At 48.1% G+C, this 16564-nt stretch carries 19 protein-coding genes; 9 read left to right on the top strand and 10 right to left on the bottom strand.

Going from position 1 to position 16564, the window contains the following annotated elements; all coding sequences use genetic code 11:
* The 3 genes from KDK18_RS00700 to KDK18_RS00690 all read left to right on the top strand — a co-directional run.
* Positions 1-499: hypothetical protein (locus KDK18_RS00700; RefSeq protein ID WP_257252466.1), on the top strand; the 499-nt coding region annotated here is incomplete at its 5' end.
* A 45-nt stretch (positions 500-544) separates the two neighbouring features.
* A complete protein-coding gene (locus KDK18_RS00695) occupies positions 545-733 on the top strand; it encodes a hypothetical protein (protein WP_257252465.1) in 189 nt (62 codons plus the stop codon).
* A gap of 290 nt (positions 734-1023) precedes the next feature.
* The gene (locus KDK18_RS00690; RefSeq protein ID WP_257252463.1) at positions 1024-2046 is read left to right on the top strand and encodes a hypothetical protein; all 1023 of its coding nucleotides are present in this window, start codon (positions 1024-1026) and stop codon (positions 2044-2046) included.
* 83 nt (positions 2047-2129) lie between these two features.
* On the opposite strand, the gene dbpA is transcribed toward KDK18_RS00690, so the two are convergent.
* Both dbpA and KDK18_RS00680 read right to left on the bottom strand, forming a co-directional pair.
* Positions 2130-3509: an ATP-dependent RNA helicase DbpA gene (dbpA, locus tag KDK18_RS00685; RefSeq protein WP_257252461.1), complete on the bottom strand. Its 1380-nt coding sequence runs from the start codon at positions 3507-3509 to the stop codon at positions 2130-2132.
* A 164-nt stretch (positions 3510-3673) separates the two neighbouring features.
* Positions 3674-5161, bottom strand: coding sequence for a hypothetical protein (locus KDK18_RS00680; protein ID WP_257252460.1), 1488 nt, complete (start codon positions 5159-5161; stop codon positions 3674-3676).
* Positions 5162-5519: 358 nt separating this feature from the next.
* Here KDK18_RS00680 and KDK18_RS00675 point away from each other — a divergent pair, with 358 nt between their 5' ends.
* Positions 5520-6896: a DASS family sodium-coupled anion symporter gene (locus tag KDK18_RS00675; RefSeq protein ID WP_257252459.1), complete on the top strand. Its 1377-nt coding sequence runs from the start codon at positions 5520-5522 to the stop codon at positions 6894-6896.
* 17 nt (positions 6897-6913) lie between these two features.
* Here KDK18_RS00675 and KDK18_RS00670 read toward each other — a convergent pair whose 3' ends face one another.
* The gene (locus tag KDK18_RS00670) at positions 6914-7255 is read right to left on the bottom strand and encodes a DUF2956 domain-containing protein (protein WP_257252458.1); all 342 of its coding nucleotides are present in this window, start codon (positions 7253-7255) and stop codon (positions 6914-6916) included.
* Between the two features lie 326 nt (positions 7256-7581).
* Between KDK18_RS00670 and KDK18_RS00665 the strand changes: the two genes are divergently transcribed.
* Positions 7582-9192 (top strand): F-box/WD40 repeat-containing protein, encoded by a 1611-nt coding sequence (locus tag KDK18_RS00665; RefSeq protein ID WP_257252457.1) that lies wholly within the window; start codon positions 7582-7584, stop codon positions 9190-9192.
* 19 nt (positions 9193-9211) lie between these two features.
* On the opposite strand, the gene KDK18_RS00660 is transcribed toward KDK18_RS00665, so the two are convergent.
* The 5 genes from KDK18_RS00660 to KDK18_RS00640 all read right to left on the bottom strand — a co-directional run bounded on the left by KDK18_RS00660 (position 9212) and on the right by KDK18_RS00640 (position 13035).
* Positions 9212-10057 carry a methyltransferase domain-containing protein gene (locus KDK18_RS00660; protein ID WP_257252456.1) on the bottom strand — a complete coding sequence of 282 codons (846 nt, stop codon included), beginning with the start codon at positions 10055-10057 and terminating at the stop codon, positions 9212-9214.
* 126 nt (positions 10058-10183) lie between these two features.
* Positions 10184-10444: a DUF5062 family protein gene (locus KDK18_RS00655; protein WP_257252454.1), complete on the bottom strand. Its 261-nt coding sequence runs from the start codon at positions 10442-10444 to the stop codon at positions 10184-10186.
* Between the two features lie 72 nt (positions 10445-10516).
* Positions 10517-10963, bottom strand: coding sequence for a DUF962 domain-containing protein (locus KDK18_RS00650; protein ID WP_257252453.1), 447 nt, complete (start codon positions 10961-10963; stop codon positions 10517-10519).
* 122 nt (positions 10964-11085) lie between these two features.
* Complete coding sequence (locus KDK18_RS00645) at positions 11086-12126, bottom strand: peptidoglycan DD-metalloendopeptidase family protein (protein WP_257252452.1); 1041 nt, start codon at positions 12124-12126, stop codon at positions 11086-11088.
* 258 nt (positions 12127-12384) lie between these two features.
* The gene (locus KDK18_RS00640; RefSeq protein ID WP_257252451.1) at positions 12385-13035 is read right to left on the bottom strand and encodes a pseudouridine synthase; all 651 of its coding nucleotides are present in this window, start codon (positions 13033-13035) and stop codon (positions 12385-12387) included.
* 134 nt (positions 13036-13169) lie between these two features.
* Between KDK18_RS00640 and KDK18_RS00635 the strand changes: the two genes are divergently transcribed.
* From KDK18_RS00635 to KDK18_RS00620, 4 genes are all read left to right on the top strand, one after another.
* On the top strand, positions 13170-13391 hold the full coding sequence (locus KDK18_RS00635; RefSeq protein WP_257252449.1) for a ParD-like family protein: 222 nt from the start codon (positions 13170-13172) through the stop codon (positions 13389-13391).
* On the top strand, positions 13384-13680 hold the full coding sequence (locus KDK18_RS00630; RefSeq protein WP_257252448.1) for a type II toxin-antitoxin system RelE/ParE family toxin: 297 nt from the start codon (positions 13384-13386) through the stop codon (positions 13678-13680). Before KDK18_RS00635 ends, KDK18_RS00630 begins: the two co-directional genes overlap by 8 nt.
* A gap of 97 nt (positions 13681-13777) precedes the next feature.
* Complete coding sequence (vapB, locus tag KDK18_RS00625; protein WP_257252446.1) at positions 13778-14017, top strand: type II toxin-antitoxin system VapB family antitoxin; 240 nt, start codon at positions 13778-13780, stop codon at positions 14015-14017.
* Entirely contained in the window at positions 14014-14463 is a 450-nt protein-coding gene (locus tag KDK18_RS00620) for a type II toxin-antitoxin system VapC family toxin (protein WP_257252445.1), read from the top strand. The genes vapB and KDK18_RS00620 overlap by 4 nt, the downstream gene beginning before the upstream one ends.
* Before the next feature lie 3 nt (positions 14464-14466).
* Here the strand turns inward: KDK18_RS00620 and KDK18_RS00615 are convergent, their stop codons facing one another.
* Positions 14467-15795 carry an MFS transporter gene (locus KDK18_RS00615; protein ID WP_257252444.1) on the bottom strand — a complete coding sequence of 443 codons (1329 nt, stop codon included), beginning with the start codon at positions 15793-15795 and terminating at the stop codon, positions 14467-14469.
* Positions 15796-15944: 149 nt separating this feature from the next.
* Positions 15945-16448: a hypothetical protein gene (locus tag KDK18_RS00610; protein WP_257252443.1), complete on the bottom strand. Its 504-nt coding sequence runs from the start codon at positions 16446-16448 to the stop codon at positions 15945-15947.
* Positions 16449-16564 lie beyond the last annotated feature (116 nt).

Raw genomic sequence — 16564 nt, 5'->3', positions numbered from 1 at the left:
CGGAACCGAGGAAGTCCTGGGAGAAAAACGCAATTACTTCGCTTTTGGCACTCGATCGACCGATAGCCAGCACTGTGAGCTGAGTCTGTCTCGTTATTATGAGACCGTTCACTCAGGCAGTGCCTTGGGTGATAGTAATCAAGCGGGCACTCTTCGAGTTATGGCAGCCCCAACACCCAAAAATCAGAAGTGCAGGTTTCCTGAATATGTCAGAGGCAATATTTATGTCTGCAAATTTGATATTGGGACTGATGGCGGCCATTACTGGATTAGGGACGGTCAGGAAATGAGGCATTCTGCCAGAGATCTGGGCGAGTGTGCCCGTTTCAACTACGAACCAAGGTTCTGCATGGACATGAAAGGTCACTGCATTATTGGCAGAAAAGTCAAACACGGTGATACTGATCATAACCGCAACCACTGTTATATCTGTAATGAACAGATCACTCAGGAAGCGCAAAAACTGGACTGGAGCAAGATTAAGTGTATTACCCCCTGATTTAAGAGACTTTTTCCAAAAATTCCAGCTCATAATACAATTCGGATGTTTTATGAGCTGAAAGCACAGCAGACACAGGAATTATCAGAGTCTGCAAACTTTAAACTTCCGGCCCTCAATTCCAATCCTTCCCTCCTCAAGGCGCGGGTCGCAGTTGATAACGGCCTTCAGGTCATCAACTTCAGACCCCGCTGCGACATCGACAGCAATCAGAATGTCGGCGCTCTGGTTTGAAAATCGCAGTAGGACAGCCTTAAGTCCGACAGGCTGCTAGCTGCTGACTTATACCTGAAGCCAACGTTGAGTGGTACTTCTTGCGTGACAGTGCAAAGGGAATTGGCGGTCAGTCGCATCCTCGTCTATATAAAACTGTCCAGAAAATCATACCTCCAGAAATAGCAGGTTCCATTGGGATTTTGGAACTTGCGTAGGTACATCGTGAATCAGTCCCGAACAGCCCCTGGGCAGTGGGGTCTGAATTATCAATTTTTATTAGTGGGTGAAATCTGATGCAGGCAGTTCGAATGGCCTTATCCAGTCTGATAGGAACTTTCCTTTTGCTGTCCGTGGCTCATGGGGAAGCTGAACAAGCATGTTGGCTTACGACACATATCAACGGCTCCTATAACGTGGATGCTCTCTCTGAAATCATGGAAACCGGTAACGATGTACCACTCTGTGTGGCGCATTCACTGGTAGGATCTGGTGTTGAGGTCGGATATGTTGGTTACTACACAGGAGCAGGCACTCCGGTTCTGGCCTGTTTGTACAGAGATTCCAGTGGAAGCTACTCCTACAGCTATCAGTTTCAATGGTTGTTGGCTAAATACACTCAGTTACAGCAAGCGAAAACCTATAATCCCTATTTGAAAGACCCCGCCGGTATGACCACTGCACTCTTTCTATCAAAACGTGTTTTTGAATTTTGTGACCAAGGGCAGGGAGAGTTCGGGATTTTTACTCAGGATGAAACGTATGAGCAACAACCTGTTGCTGGTGGCGACAAAGTTTCCGAAAAAGCCGGGTTTGTCAGGCAGCAACCTAATCTCTGTATGGAGAGCAGGGTCGAAAAAGTGCCTGGAGAAAAGCGCAGCTACTTCTCTTTTGGCACTATATCGGCCGACGGTCAGCGCTGTGAGCTGGCTGGGTCTCGTTATTACGAGACTGTTGACTCAGACAATACCCACAACGGTAGCGCTCTTCATGTTCTGGCAACCCGAATACCCAACAATCAAAAGTGCAGGTTTCCCGAATATGTCCGAGGCCAAATTGATGTCTGCAAGTTTGATAAAGGGACTGATAGCGGACATTACTGGATTCGAGACGGGAAAGAAATGAGGCATTCCGCTGTAGATCTGAGTGAATGTGCCCTATTCAACTATAAACAAAGGTTCTGCATGGACATGAAGGGCCACTGCATCATTGGCAGAAAAGTCAAACACGGTGATACTGATCATAACCGCAACCATTGTTACATCTGTAATGAACAGATCACTCAGGAAGCGAAAAATCTGGACTGGAATACTATCCGGTGTATTACCCCGTGATGTAAGAGACTGTCTCCAAAAAGGCAGCTCATAATACAAGTCGAATGTCTTATGAGCTGAAGGTGCACAAGTCACAGAATCAATCAGAGTCTGCGAACTTTAAACTTCCGGCCTTTGATTTTGCCCTGTTCAAGTCGAGCCAGAGCTTTCCGGGCACTTTCCCTTTTAATAGCCACGTAGGCGACAAAATCAAAAACATTAATTTTGCCGACCTGGTCACCGGGAATGCCTGCTTCACCGGTAAGAGCGCCCAGAATATCGCCAGGGCGTACCTTGTTCTTTTTTCCTCCATCAATAGCCAGCGTCACCATTGGGGCTTTTGGAGGCGGTTGTGTTGCTGGCTTCAGTGCTCTGTGGTCAGCAAAAGTGAGTTCGGTTCGCAGCATATCGGCAATAGCATCCAGTTTGTATTGCTCACGGGAGGTGTGCAGGTTCAAGGCCAGACCTTCTTTACCAGCACGACCTGTTCGCCCGACTCTGTGAACATGGACTTCCGGATCTCGACTCAGGTCATAATTGATAACAGCCGCCAGATCATTAATATCCAGACCCCGGGCTGCGACATCGGTAGCAATCAGAATGTCGGCACTCTGGTTTGAAAACCTTACCAGCATCTGGTCTCGTTCTCGCTGTTCCATATCACCGTGCAGCACCAATGGCCTGTACCCCTGGTCATAAAGGTAAGTACCAACGTCTTTGCAGGTCTGTTTGGTATTACAGAAGATGACAGTAGAAGCGGGCTGATAATGGTTCAGCAGTTTGCAGAGGGTTTCTGGTTTGTCAGGGTTCTCAGCTTGATAGAAAAACTGCTGAAGGTGTTGGTGAGTGTGCACTGACTCAACAGTGACCTCTTCAGGCTCAGACTGGAACTTTTGGCTCAGGGCCCTGATCTGTTTGGGATAGGTGGCTGAATAAAGCAGCGTCTGCCTGTTTGGCGGGGTGTGATTCAGAATGTTTTCAATGGCATCAATAAATCCCATATCCAGCATCCGGTCAGCTTCATCCAATACCACCGTTTTTAGTTGTTCGAGAGTGAGTGTCCGCTTACGCAGATGATCCTGAATTCTTCCCGGTGTACCGACAACGATATGGGCACCATGGGAGAGTGAGCTGATCTGTGGGCCAATAGGTTGTCCACCGCATAAGGTAACGACTTTGATGTTCTGACGGTAGCGAGCCAGTTTTCGAATTTCGTTGGCGACCTGGGTGGCCAGTTCACGAGTGGGGCAGAGCACAAGACCCTGACAGCCAAAAAAGCGTTGATGAATGCCCGAAAGCATGCCAATGGCAAAGGCTGCCGTTTTACCACTGCCGGTTTTGGCCTTGGCAATAAGGTCTCTGCCGGCCATGGCCAGAGGTAAACTTTTTTGCTGGATAGGGGTCATTTCCCGGTAGCCAATCTGCTCCAGGTTGTTCAGCAGCGCTTCGGGCAGCGGCAAGTCGGAAAAAGGGTGTGTAATCAAGGTTTACTCTCTACCGTGAAAAGTCTGCATCGCCGGATATAACATCACTCAAATCTGTGTGGCAATGCATTTTGGGGTCAGGAGTATAACAGAGCTGATGAAAAAGCGCGGATGCGGAGTATACCCATCAAAGGGGTAGCTTGCTCAGGAATAGTTAGAAATAGTTAGAAGTAGAGAGGTGCCAGAATGAAAATCTGTATTACCGGTTTGAACTGGTTGATGATCCAGTCAAACAATGCACCGATCTCTCTCCTGTCTATGACAAAGTGCCTTCCTGACAAGCTCAGCATGACATCACCTGATGCTTCTGGCTGAAAATTGATCACTGTGACCTCTTGGTCTGGAGTCATCAATTGAGCCATAAAGGGAGTTTGTGCTCCGGTCAGTGCTTCGACATTCTGCAAAGCGCTACCTTCAGTGGGGCCGGGCTGGAAGCCATAATTTGGCATTGATAGCGCAAGTTCGGCCTGATCCTGTGTCTTTTTGAGCTCCCGGATCGCGCCAGTATGTTCGATAGGAGGATATTCTGGTGAAGAATGCCCCAGCTGTTGAATATATTCGATAATGGCGACTGTCAGGGAGTTAGTGAGCATAGCCGCGGCAGTTGCGCCTTCTGATGAGGGGGCGGGATCGTCTGGAACTGCCTCGTGAGTAAAAACAGCCAGTTCTGTCACCTCTTCATGATTCAGAAAAGCACTAAGAAGGAGGGTCAGGTTTTCGATACAAATGGGCGAACTCTGCAGACCCAGCTCTGTAATAATCAGAGCCTGCTTGTTTTCTACAGGGTGAATATGGATAACCGTGATCATCCCATCTTTTTGGATCATCCGGATAATAAGGTATTTACCTGAAAGCAAAAGCGACTTGAGATTCAACAGTGATTGATCAGCAAATTTGATATTAAAATCTGACAATAGTGAGATCAGGACAGGCAGTTCCGCCTTGTCTCTCAGTAGCAACATGGCTTCCCCACGGGGCAGGGCCGAAGCATGAGTGCCTGATATTCCATAGCCTCTCTTTTCAAGTCGTTCAATAAGGTTGTAAGCAATAGATGAGCCTTCTGAATCCTGCACTGAAGGTCGCACAGTTTGAAATTCTTCATAAACTCCTTGTTCAATGGGTGGAATAAGATTGTGAGCGACAGAAGGAGTGGTTGTAGTTGTCGTTTCAGCGGACAATGATTCGACGGCCAGATTTTCTTCGTGGAGATCGTCGTGAGTAGGAAAGCTGCTCTTGTGCCCTGCCGTTTGTTCAAAACTGTATTTGGCAGTGGCTGGCAGAGATAAATCAGAACGGGCACTGATCATAGCAGAATAACAAGCATAGCCGCCCGATTCCTGTCTCTCATCTCGCAACAGGCAGCCGCGCTCCATCTGATCCTCTAAAAGAGCAACATTATCTCTATTCGGATCGTCAGAGTCTGGCCCGTTTTCCATCAGAGCCGTTTCAGCAGCATAGCGACGGGCTTGCTGTGCCTCCATAGCATCTTCCATCTGATTGAGCGTATTCTGAATACACCACAGACAGATATAACCTCCGAAGCCGTCCGGTTGCATTTCTATAGAGCACGAGTGTTTTAAGCACACAGGCTTGTCAAAGGACGGCTTGTCAGCCGCTTTTACCTGGTAAGCTGACATAGATGCAAACAACATCAGTACAAGACTTACAGAGAAAGCCGCTCTGATTGAAAAGGATTTTATAGATAAGAAGGAGTCCATTACCGCAATCGTTCATGATTTTATTTTCCTAACCGTGGACAGATTAGAACACAGATTGTCATATTGCCCGGAAACCCATTGGTCAGAATGACCATTTACCGAGCATGAAGAGGGGGATTTTCGATTTTTGGAAGCGGACGGGTGAATAAATCAAGGAAGTAACCGACTTATAAACAGAATACTTCTAAGGAACAGACCATGAGTAAACAACCCTCCTCGTCAGAGCTGGAATCGGGTGCCAACCCTTATATCTGGCTGATTGGGCTCATCGCAGGGGGGGGCCCTGTTTGTTATGACGCTGGTGCTGCCTGCGCCCGAGGATATGCCTGTTGCTGCCTGGCACTGTGCTGGGCTGGCTCTGATGATGGCCGTTTTCTGGTCCATGGAAATACTGCCTATCGCAGTGACCGCACTGTTACCGCTGCTGCTGGCTCCGTTAGTTGGCCTGCTCTCTCTGGATAAAGTCGCTTCGGCTTATGCCCACCCTGTCATCTATCTTTTTATGGGAGGCTTCATGCTGGGTCTGGCTATGGAACGCTGGAACCTGCATCGCCGAATTGCGCTTCTGACCATGCTGGCCTCTGGCACCGGTGAGCGTCGACAGGTCATAGGATTCATGCTCACCACCGCTTTTATCAGCATGTGGGTGTCTAATACCGCCACGGCTATCATGATGTTACCCATTGGTATGTCTGTGATCTCAATGATGAAGGAAGAACGGGGCTCCCACGGACATTTTCCTGCGGCTCTGCTGCTGGCTATAGCCTACGGCGCTTCCATTGGCGGCTTTGGCACCTTGATTGGAACACCTCCCAATGCCTTGTTAGCGGCTTTTCTCAGTGAGCAATACGGCATAGAAATTGGCTTTGCCCAATGGATGCTGGTAGGTATGCCTGCGACGCTGTTGATGCTATTGGTCACGGGTTGGTGGCTCAGTTCGGGGGGCTATAAGCTTCGTCCGGGAGAAAATGAATCTGTACGCAAGTCTTTAAAAGAACAATTAGCTTCCATGGGCTCTTTGAGCAGGGCTGAAAAATGGGTAGCAGTGATTTTTACCGCAACCGCATTATGCTGGATCTTCAGACCCTGGCTGTCCGGCTTTTTACCGGGTATAAAGCTTACTGACACAGCTATAGCCCTTGCCGGAGGACTGCTGATGTTCATCATTCCTGTCCGGTGGGGTGAAAAGCTCGATTTTCTTCTTAACTGGAAAGATATTCGCAAGCTTCCCTGGGATGTTTTGCTACTGTTCGGAGGCGGTCTGAGTCTGGCTGCGATTATCCGAAAAACAGGGCTGGCAGAATGGATCGCCAGTAACTTTCAGGTGTTGGATGGATTGCCCACCATCGCCGCCATTGCGCTGGTGGTTTCCGTGATTATCTTCCTGACCGAAATTACCAGTAATACGGCCACTACGGCTGCTTTCCTGCCGCCTTTGGGAGCACTGGCTGTCTCCCTTGGGTTGGACCCGGAAGTTCTGGCTATTCCAGCAGCCATAGCCGCCAGTTGCGCCTTTATGCTGCCCGTTGCCACTCCCCCCAATGCTATCGTGTTTGGCTCAGGTCTGTTATCGATTCGTCAGATGATTCGAAGTGGCCTGATTCTGAATTTGGCGGGTATAGTGATTATCACTGTATTGTGCTCGCTGCTGGTGGAGAGGTTTTTTTAGCCAGAGAACCTGAAGTTTCAGACGCCAGATGCAAAGAAGTAAGCAGCAAACGCTGCCCAGCTCAGGCCCAGTAAAAGCCAGGGCAGCCAGTGCTGTTTATAGCGGGTTACTTCCTCAGTGATCGTTTCAACCTCTGTGGCAGGGGGCTCTGACTGCCTTTTCACTTTTTTCAGGTGTTTATCCAGTTCCCGGGCTTTGGCTTTTTGCTGCTTTTTATAGTGCTCAATGCCTTTTTGGATGCCTTGGGCAATTAGTTTTGTCTGTTCTTTGCTCTGACCGGGCCGCTGAGTGGCCCTGGCCACCGACATGGCCTCTTCACGGGTTTTGGATGGGTCGGTTTTTTTTCGGGGGCTGGCCATATCGTAAGACAGTCTCGGGGCAGGGAAAGAAGAGTGGGATAATAAAGCAAGACTCTGATGAAATCAGCCCAGATCTCCAAGACTCTGTGGTTATGCCTTCTGATCAGCTATAGCCATCTTCCGGGTAGCTACAGAGAGAATCATTGATTGTCTGCTGCCACTGAATGACATCTTTCTTGAAAGTCAGCGCGTGAGCCTGAAGAAATTTTGTTAGTTACGCTTAACAACATGTTATGAACTTTCATTCTGAAACTGCCTCCAACTGAGTACATTATTTTGAACCTCCTTGCTGATCGGAGATAAATACCAGCTTTTCGGAACCAGACATGCATGCGATAAATAATAATCCCCGCACTGAACCACCACTAACGCGAGCCCGGGCTCGCGCTCTATCCCTAACACCAACGGGTAACAATGCGGGGAGGTCCATCACCACAACTGACAAAAAAAAATATTCATTGCAGGATTTACCGTCAGACACACTGTCCATGATTTTTTGCAAATTAAAACTTCGGGATATTCGCAGTTTGCAAAAGGTATGTACCCGCCTTCGCGACGTTGTTAAACAAAATAACGCTCTTGCAAAAGCCTGGTATCGGCAGTTTTCTTTACCGCATCAGGATCAACTAAGGATGACCATCACCACAAGAAATGAGAATCAACTCCGTGCGTGGTTTGAGTCGTTTTCGAATGATCAGGCGTTAGTCACGTCACTTATAGATCGCCGACAGGAGAGTATTTATTTACCTGCGCTATTATTTTTCACCAAAGCTGAGCTGATGTCTAAATGTGAAACATTTGAATTAGTCACTAAAGCCACCATCGACAAAAATTATAAATTTAACTCAACCACCAGCATTTACGAGCGCATGAATATATCAGACCGCAATAGGGTCAAATCAGCCGCACTCAGTGCTGACGGTCGATATCTGGTAACCGCCAATGGCGACCAAACGGCAAAAATTTACGGTCGCAAGACTGATGGAACATGGGAAAAAAAAACCACCATTCCCCATCACGGAGGGCCCCAATCAGCGATTTTCAGCCCTGATAGTCAGCATTTGGTGACCACCAGTTGGAGTGGCACCGAGACTATATATGACCTGGGAAGCAATGAATCATGGGAGCCAGGAACCATCATTTCCCATAGTGCTATGATCACATCAGCCAGCTTCAGCACCGATAGTCGACATCTGGTGACCGCCAGTTGGGATAAAACAGTGAAAATCCATAGCCAGAAAGAGGATCAATCATGGGAGTTAACAGCTATCCTTCGCCGGAGGAATGCTGTCGGTTCAGCCAATTTCAGCACCGATGGCTGCCACCTGATAATCGCCTGTGGGGATAAAACGGCGCAAATCTATAGCAAGAAGGACGATGGATCATGGGAAAAAAAAGATGTCATTACCCATGATGCTGCTGTCTGGTCAGCCAACTTCAGCGCCGATGGTCGTTATGTGGTCTCCGCCAGTGATGATTGCAAGGCGGAAATCTATGAGAAGAAGTCCGATGGATCATGGGAAGAAAATACCATCATTCAACACAGAAAAACTGTCAAATTCGCCACCTTCAGCCCCGATAGCCGACATCTTGTGACTGCCAGTGACGATCGCACAGTGAAAATTTACGGCAGAAAAGCCAATGGGTTATGGGAAGAAAAAGCCACCTTTCCCCATAAATATTGTGCCTTATCAGCCACCTTCAGTCCTGACGGTCGCCATGTGGTGACTAAAGCCTTATATCAAAAAACGGCAAAAATCATTGGTCAGCAGGATGACGGGTCATGGTTAGAAAAAGCCAGCATTGTCCATGATAAAGCTATCACATCGGCCACCTTTAGCGCTGATGGCGGCGATGTGGTCACCTCCAGTGAGGATGGCATCGTAAAAATCACTGAATTACGGGCGAATAATCAATTGTTTGTTGTCAATAAGTGATCCTGTTCCGGGTGTTTAGCTATCCTGCTCGTTGCATTACATAGAGCTTCATATCAAAGCGGCACTGCAAAGCATTCAGGCTGGCGAGCTTTTCTTTCTGGGAAGGTTTGACATGCCAGTAATGTGGGGTCATTGCCAGTAAGTCCATAATATCTGTGGCTGAGTTGAGCTGCATAACACCCTGAACCGCTTTTGTTTCAGTCAGAGTAAAACTTTCAGGCAGTTGATCGAGCAGTTTATCCACAGGGTAAGGTCTGACTGTTTCGTAGATAACCTGACGAAGTTCCAGCAAGTGCTTCTCTCCCGGAGTTAACACCAGCACGTGCCCTTCAGGCTTTAACAGTCGTGCAAACTCATTCCAGTCGCATCGTGAAAATACACTGATGATGACGTCCAACTCCTGATCTTTGACGGGAATGTCATTGACGCTGGCCACCAGCCATTGGACAGCTTGGTTTCTTTTGCAGCAGGCTACAATGGCAGGCTTGGAGATATCAATGCCGGTTACTGAGGCTTCCGGAAACGTCTGTTGTAACCTTTCTGTGTAGTACCCTTCACCGCATCCGGCATCGAGAATAGACAGTTGGCTTACTGAAGGCTTCCCAAGACTGTCCAGAGTATTGGCCAGCGAATCAGCCACCGGCTTGTAGTAGCCCTTGTCCAGAAATCGGGTTCTGGCCTGAACCATTGTTTTATCATCGCCCGGGTTTTTACTGCGCTTTTTATGCCCCGGAAGCAGATTAAAATACCCTTGCCTGGCCCGGTCAAACTGGTGATTCCGGATGCAGCCCAGACCCATACCGGAAGTATGGAATGACTGTGCCAGAGGTTCGTGGCAGACAGGGCAGCGAAGAATAAGGGTCATGATTACCGGTACAGATGAAGTGCGAGCCGAGAAGTTTACTGTTATTCCCGCTTTTTGCCATGAAAAAATGCCCTTACCGCCGGTGATTAAATCAGTTACGGCGGCTCATGGCTGTATTTCGGGCATCTATTTCAACAGCGGATGGTTTTCTGGCAATTGGCGGGATATCCAGAGCGCCAGCTTGCGCTTCATGCTCGGCTCTGATTCTTCCCCTTTCACCAGAGGTTGTATCAGCTTGTCATGAACCAGCAGACGGTAGAGGTATTCAACTTTTTGCTTGGCGGAGTCGGTCGGTTCAAACTGCCCCGCTTTGCGTTTTTGGGCATAAATAGCTCCGACTCTCAGAGCCTCTTTGACCAGTTCACTTTCATTTTTCAGTTTTTTCATTCGCCACCCGGTCGTTTTCTCAAGATTCAAAGACAAGGGTACATAATAGCCCAAGAGATCTCATGCTCCTCCTCATTGGACCTTTAAGCTCAACTTCTTAAACAGAAAACTCAGACACCAGAGTGGCCCGACCAGCAGAAACTGGATGTCTTCGAAGAAGGAGGGTTTTTTGCCCTCTATCTTGTGGCCGACAAACTGGAAGATCCAGGATACAACAAAAACAGCAATACTGACGGTCAGTAAATACTCACTAAGGCTGGCAGCTATGCAGCTCATAGCTGCATATAAAGCGATGATGCCCAGTGTCAAAGGCAGAGAGAGCATGAAGTAGAAAATCAGGGTGATGGCCATGACCACAAAAACGGCGGCAGGGCTGAAAGACCAGACCATGCCAATGATGCTGAACATGATCGCCGGAACACAGATCCAGTGAATTAGCTTGTTGGTAGGGTTCTGGTGGCTTTCGGCGTAAGCATCAAGCCATTCAGTCAGGGTTCGCATTTGCATAGGGGGCCTCATTCTACTGAAACCTGCTAAAGCAGTATTTTTATTATTATCTTTAATTTGCGTAAGACCATCAGCGAACTGAGTGGGCGTGGATGTCAATGGTACCTTGCCGAGTGATGTTGTTCCTAATGATTTTAAAATGCGCCGCGGTTTTTCATCATCAGCCAGTTATCACCAAGACTGGTTTCCTTGCTGGCAAGGAGTAGTTCCTGTCGATTCTGGTTCATCGCTGCGATTATCGGTTTTGTGGCTATTTTAAATTGCTTCAACGCCTCCCCTCGCAAAGGCTTTCCGTTTGGCAGTTTAGCAGTCATAACGTCGACGGCCCTGCCGTCGATTAACAATTCGTAATGCAAGTGAGGACCGGTAGATAAACCGGTATTTCCAGTTTTACCAATCACGTCCCCTTTGCGAACCTGTTGCCCTTCTTGCACATTCAGCTGGCTCAAATGAAGGTACCGGGTGACATAGCGTTTGCCATGTTGCATTTCGATGAAGGTACCTGCCGCCGGGTGATTGGTTTTTGCTTTAACGATGGCTCCGTCAGCCGGTGCATAAACCGCAGTACCTACCGGCACTGCCCAATCTGTTCCGCGGTGCGGGCGAATCTGGCCGGTGATCGGGTGTTTTCTGGCAGGGTTAAACCCAGAGCTGACCTGACTTTTTATACTCAGAGGGTATCGTGAGAAAGAACTGCCGAGTAGTTTCCCTTCCGGCGTATAGTACTTCCCATCGCTGTGACGAACCGCTGTGTAGGTTTTATTCTTCTGATACAGTCGGGCAGCCAGAATGTCACCGCCAAACCCCTGACTGTTTTTAGGGGAGTCGTCAATCAGTAGTTCAAAACGGTCGCCGACCCTCAGATCTTTATTGAAATCAAGCTGCCATCGAAAAATAGTCTCAAACTGCTGAATGACAGAGGCTGAAACTCCAGCTTTTCGCGCACTTTGGTAAAGGCTGCCCTGAATGTTGCCGGTAACCGTTCTGAATTGTTCAAAAGCACTGACTTCATGCCTGTCAATGGAATGAGCAAAAGCAATCTTTGAGAAAGATACTGAAAGGATCAGAGCGGCCGGCAAACTGCGTCCGACTTTGAAATTGAACAGTTTTCCGGATGATCGATTACTCCTGTCCAACAATCCGGTGCAGGCTTTGTAAAATAGATTCGCAGGCATTCATCAGGACCCCGGCTGAAAAAACTGCAGGCAGTATCACAGCCCTTGAAAAAGTGAACTATGGAGAGTTCTCCTTAATAAGCTTACCTTCAGGGAAAGTGATAACAATGACTCTCAGGATGTTTACTGAGCGGGTATCGGACAGAGAAATATAAAAGAGAACGAACGAAGTGATGGTCTCTGAACTCTTGTGCAAGCGGTTGTTCTTCTCGAGGCTTTTACTTAGTTTTTCCTGTAATACCTCAATTCCGCCAGCCTTCAGAAAGGAGGCTGGCTTTCAAACTTCATGGTTTCACCCGTGGCAGGGTGTTTGAAAATCAGCAGGCTGGCGTGCAGGTGCAAACGTTCAGACGCTGTTCTGGCTTCGTCATGAGCATAAAATTCACAGCCCAGAACAGGGTGTCCCAGCTCAGCCAGGTGAACCCTCAGTTGATGAGACCGGCCGGTCACTGGTTCCAGCCAGACCCTGCCATAAGCGCCATCACCCGCCATGAGGTGATAACGGGTCAGAGCCTTTTTACCAAGCTCATGATCGACCATCTGTCTGGGTCGGTTAGGCCAGTCGCAGATCAAAGGCAGGCAAATTTCTCCTGATTTCTGATCCGGCACCCCCCAGACTTCTGCGATATAGCCTTTTTCCACTTCCCGATCCCGGAACTGTCGACTCAGTTCTCTGTGGCTGGCGGCATTCAAGCCGAACACCATCAGTCCCGATGTGGACATATCCAGCCTGTGGACAACTCTGGTTTCCGGCTCAATAGCAAGCAACCGGGCGTGGACACTGTCGTTATGGTTGGGTGGACGACCGGGAACACTTAGCAGCCCCGCAGGTTTAACAACGACCACCAATTCAGCGTCACGGTAAAGCTCCGTCAAAGGTTCCTGGCAGGGAGGTGCGATAAAAGTCATGTAAAAAGGTCAGTGATGAATGAGTGGGCATTATGCAAGTTTCGCGACCTCACGAAAATGGTCAGGGCTTTTGACAGGCATGATGCACATAACTATATTTGTAGCAGTCTGATACAAAAAACAGGATTTGAAACATGCCAAGCAGACCCTTACGACTGGATGAAGAACTGGTGACCGCTGCAACTCTTGTTGGCAAGGTCAAAAAACGCTCGGCGGCAAAACAGGTGGAATACTGGGCCAGCCTTGGCAAGGTAGCCAAGGAAAACCCTGACCTGCCCATTACTTTCATAGAGGATATTCTGGAAGCCGAAGAAGAGCGCAAACAGGGTCTGGTCTCGGAGTACCGTTTTGGCTAAAGCAGAAACGATACTCCAGACAGCCCGGTTTGCAAGAGCCGTGAAAAAACTCAGGCCAAACCAGAAAGCAGATCTTGATACAGCCATCAAAGCCATAGCCGACAATCCCGATATTGGCGATAAGAAGAAAGGCGTTCTGAGCCACCTCCGGGTATATAAATTCAAGATGACAAAACAATTGACCCTGCTGGCCTATTACTTTGACGACGGCGAGCTGGTTCTGGAACTGATCTCCTTTGGCTCCCATGAAAATTTTTACCGGAACCTTGAGCGGCAAGAGCGCCAGTGACCCAAAGCTGTTGATGGCAACCTTTCTGAACATATTGATCTACCGGTTGTCATAGTCTACTGTTTGGGATATACAAATTATATATACAGGGCTAAACATGGAAACCAGCGTATTCAGAAACAACCGCTCACAGGCGGTCAGAATCCCGAAAGAGTTTGAGCTGCCGGAGGGCACAAAGCGTGTCAGAATCTCCAAGCGCGGAGAATCTATTCTAATCACGCCGATAGAAGGGGATTGGGACTCATTCTTTCAGATGATTGATGAAAACGCCGTTGAGTTTGAGCGTGAGCCTCAGCCCGACATGCAGATCAGGGATCTGGGAGACTGGGGCGAATGAAATATATGCTGGATACCAATATGGTTATTTTCGCTATGCAAAAAGGCGACCCCATGCGGGTACGCCAGAAGATAGCCAACCACAGTGGCGATATGTTCATTTCCTCAATCACCTATGATGAGCTGATGTTCGGGGTATATAACTCCGACAGCGAAAAGAGAAAGCAGTGCAAAATCACCATGCTGAATGAGTTCCTGTTGCGGGTTTCCGTTCTTCCCTTTGATGAAAAAGCCGCCGATCATTCGGCCAATATCCGACAGCACCTTTGCTCAACAGGTCAGCAAATCGGTGGATACGATAATCTCATCGCGGGACATACCCGAAGCCTTGGCATGACCTGCGTCACCAATAATACCCGCGAGTTCGCCAGGGTGCCCTCCCTGTCCGTGGAAGACTGGACTAATGAAAAAAAAGCACACAGAAGACAAGCTGGAAGATGCCATTGAGTATCAATGACCGGCAACTTTCTTAACAAAACGAGCAACAAAACGTTCTATAAATTCCGGCACCCGTCTGAAAATAAGGGCACAGACCAGCAAATTAAGTACACCGAGTGTCAGGAAAAATGGTTCAATGGACAGCTGTAGTACCCCCAGGCATACCATGCCAAACAAGGCACTGACCACCATGTAAAATGAATTCTGAACATTCAGGGCGGCGATCGTCTGTGCACGAAGGTTCGCAGGTGTTCTCTGCTGAACCATGGCGTACAGAGGCACAATAAACAGGCCGCTGAAAAAGCCAATCATGCCCAGATCCAGTAATACTCTCAGATTCTCAGCGTTTTCGACAAAAGCACTAATGCTCAGTAAGTTCGTAGTTGTGGCAGGAGTGATAGCAAAATACAAATCGATTCCGAACAGGCTCAGGCCCAGAGCACCGATGGGTACAATACCCGGCTCAACACGGCCTTTGGAAAGTTGTCCACAGAACAGTGAACCGGCAGCGACACCAATAATAAACATCGCCAGCATGATACTGACGACTTCCGGGCTGCCTTTCAAGGTCTCGCTGGCCAGGTTGGGAAGCTGTGTCAGGTAGGCGGCTCCCAGTGCCCAGAACCAGGAAATAGCAATAATGGATTTGTGAACGCTGTCGTTTGATCGGGTTTTCCTGATCATAATCAGGCTTTGCTGAAAGAGGTTCCAGTTTATTTTCAGATCGGGAGCAGCCGCTGTAGCCTTGGGTATAAACAGAGATGCCAAATAACCCAGGATGGCGAACAGAACCACAGAAATGGCTATCCACATAGTAGCATCGGGCTGTTCAGTCAAAATACCCGCACCCAGCGTACCCGCCAGTATGGCAACAAAAGTACCCATTTCTACCAGTGCATTGCCGCCCATCAGTTCGTTTTCATTGAGGTGTTGAGGAATAATGGCGTATTTAACCGGCCCGAAAAAAGCGCTTTGAATCCCCATCAAGAACAGCAGAGTCAGCAGAACCAGATAGTTCTGGGTAAGGATAAAGCCGGAAGCGACCGCCATAATGACAATTTCCAGCAGTTTGATCCGGCGGATAATCATCGATTTTTCATATTTGTCACAGATCTGCCCGGCCGCACTGGAAAAAAGAAAGAAGGGAAGAATAAACAGGCCAGCAGCCAGATTGATGTAAAGATCTGAGTTAAATGGCAGGCTCTCTGCTGCGGCGAATGCCGCCATCAGTAATAAAGAGTTCTTGTAGAGGTTGTCGTTAAAGGCACCCAGGAACTGGGTCAGGAAAAAAGGTAGAAAGCGTTTTTTGCCCAGCAGTGCCAGCTGACTCTGTTGCCCCATGTCAAAGCCTCGTCGTTTGTTATATCCCCGAATTCGCCTCTACAAAAGGGGAAGGTGGCTACTGTCAGATAGCATGACGTGGGGCTATGACAAGTGCAACGTCTACAATCATTTAGCAGTAATCAGGTAGAAAAAATACATCCCTGGTGTTACACCAATGCATTAGAGATCGACTTCAAATTCACGTTGTTAAAAAACTCTTCGGCAATTTTTGTCAGCTCATCGGATTTGAGAATCAGAGCGTCACTGGCGTCGTGCGCCTGCCGTAAATAGTTTTCCTTAATCGCTTGCACAACCCAGTGTGAGTGTTCAATTACCGACATCATGGCATACAGCTCTTCAGGTGAGGATGGAGCATGAGCGCCATAGTTTTCAAAATTCATGCTCGCTCCGAAGGAAGCTTTGGCCCAACAATAGGTTAAACAACCACCTTTCGAGTTCGCCATCCCATAAAGATAATGACTGAAGGCCTGCCAAATCGCTCGACTGCATTTTTTTCTCAAATCATCCAAAAGCTTTCGGTCCTCTGGTGACGCCTCAAGGGACTCTATAATAGGTTTGTACCAGCTTTTGATAGCAAGATTTTTTTTCTCATATTCTTTTTGAGCATGATTTTTCTGATAACCCAAAGTTTTTCTGTGATCCTTTTCCAATGCTTGAATATCAGATTTCTACCTTCATACTTGATGATGACTCCAGCTTTGCTCTTTTATCTGCGGTAACTTTCAAGGTAGATGTCGCCTCAACTTATGCAGCTAAATCACAATGC

The organism is Endozoicomonas sp. SESOKO3, from assembly GCF_024606255.1.
The sequence above is the reverse complement of the archived record's forward strand: the minus strand, read 5'-3'. Positions and strand labels throughout refer to the sequence as shown.

What these genes read in the sequence shown, in the direction of transcription:
- KDK18_RS00645 (WP_257252452.1), bottom strand. Translation starts at nt 12,126, where the DNA reads ATGCCTGCGAATCTATTTTACAAAGCCTGCACCGGATTGTTGGACAGG.
- KDK18_RS00640 (WP_257252451.1), bottom strand. Translation starts at nt 13,035, where the DNA reads ATGACTTTTATCGCACCTCCCTGCCAGGAACCTTTGACGGAGCTTTAC.
- KDK18_RS00695 (WP_257252465.1), top strand. Translation starts at nt 545, where the DNA reads ATGTTTTATGAGCTGAAAGCACAGCAGACACAGGAATTATCAGAGTCT.
- KDK18_RS00620 (WP_257252445.1), top strand. Translation starts at nt 14,014, where the DNA reads ATGAAATATATGCTGGATACCAATATGGTTATTTTCGCTATGCAAAAA.
- KDK18_RS00665 (WP_257252457.1), top strand. Translation starts at nt 7,582, where the DNA reads ATGCATGCGATAAATAATAATCCCCGCACTGAACCACCACTAACGCGA.
- vapB (WP_257252446.1), top strand. Translation starts at nt 13,778, where the DNA reads ATGGAAACCAGCGTATTCAGAAACAACCGCTCACAGGCGGTCAGAATC.
- KDK18_RS00675 (WP_257252459.1), top strand. Translation starts at nt 5,520, where the DNA reads ATGACGCTGGTGCTGCCTGCGCCCGAGGATATGCCTGTTGCTGCCTGG.
- KDK18_RS00680 (WP_257252460.1), bottom strand. Translation starts at nt 5,161, where the DNA reads ATGTTGTTTGCATCTATGTCAGCTTACCAGGTAAAAGCGGCTGACAAG.
- KDK18_RS00635 (WP_257252449.1), top strand. Translation starts at nt 13,170, where the DNA reads ATGCCAAGCAGACCCTTACGACTGGATGAAGAACTGGTGACCGCTGCA.
- KDK18_RS00670 (WP_257252458.1), bottom strand. Translation starts at nt 7,255, where the DNA reads ATGGCCAGCCCCCGAAAAAAAACCGACCCATCCAAAACCCGTGAAGAG.
- KDK18_RS00655 (WP_257252454.1), bottom strand. Translation starts at nt 10,444, where the DNA reads ATGAAAAAACTGAAAAATGAAAGTGAACTGGTCAAAGAGGCTCTGAGA.
- KDK18_RS00660 (WP_257252456.1), bottom strand. Translation starts at nt 10,057, where the DNA reads ATGACCCTTATTCTTCGCTGCCCTGTCTGCCACGAACCTCTGGCACAG.
- KDK18_RS00615 (WP_257252444.1), bottom strand. Translation starts at nt 15,795, where the DNA reads ATGGGGCAACAGAGTCAGCTGGCACTGCTGGGCAAAAAACGCTTTCTA.
- KDK18_RS00690 (WP_257252463.1), top strand. Translation starts at nt 1,024, where the DNA reads ATGGCCTTATCCAGTCTGATAGGAACTTTCCTTTTGCTGTCCGTGGCT.
- KDK18_RS00650 (WP_257252453.1), bottom strand. Translation starts at nt 10,963, where the DNA reads ATGAGGCCCCCTATGCAAATGCGAACCCTGACTGAATGGCTTGATGCT.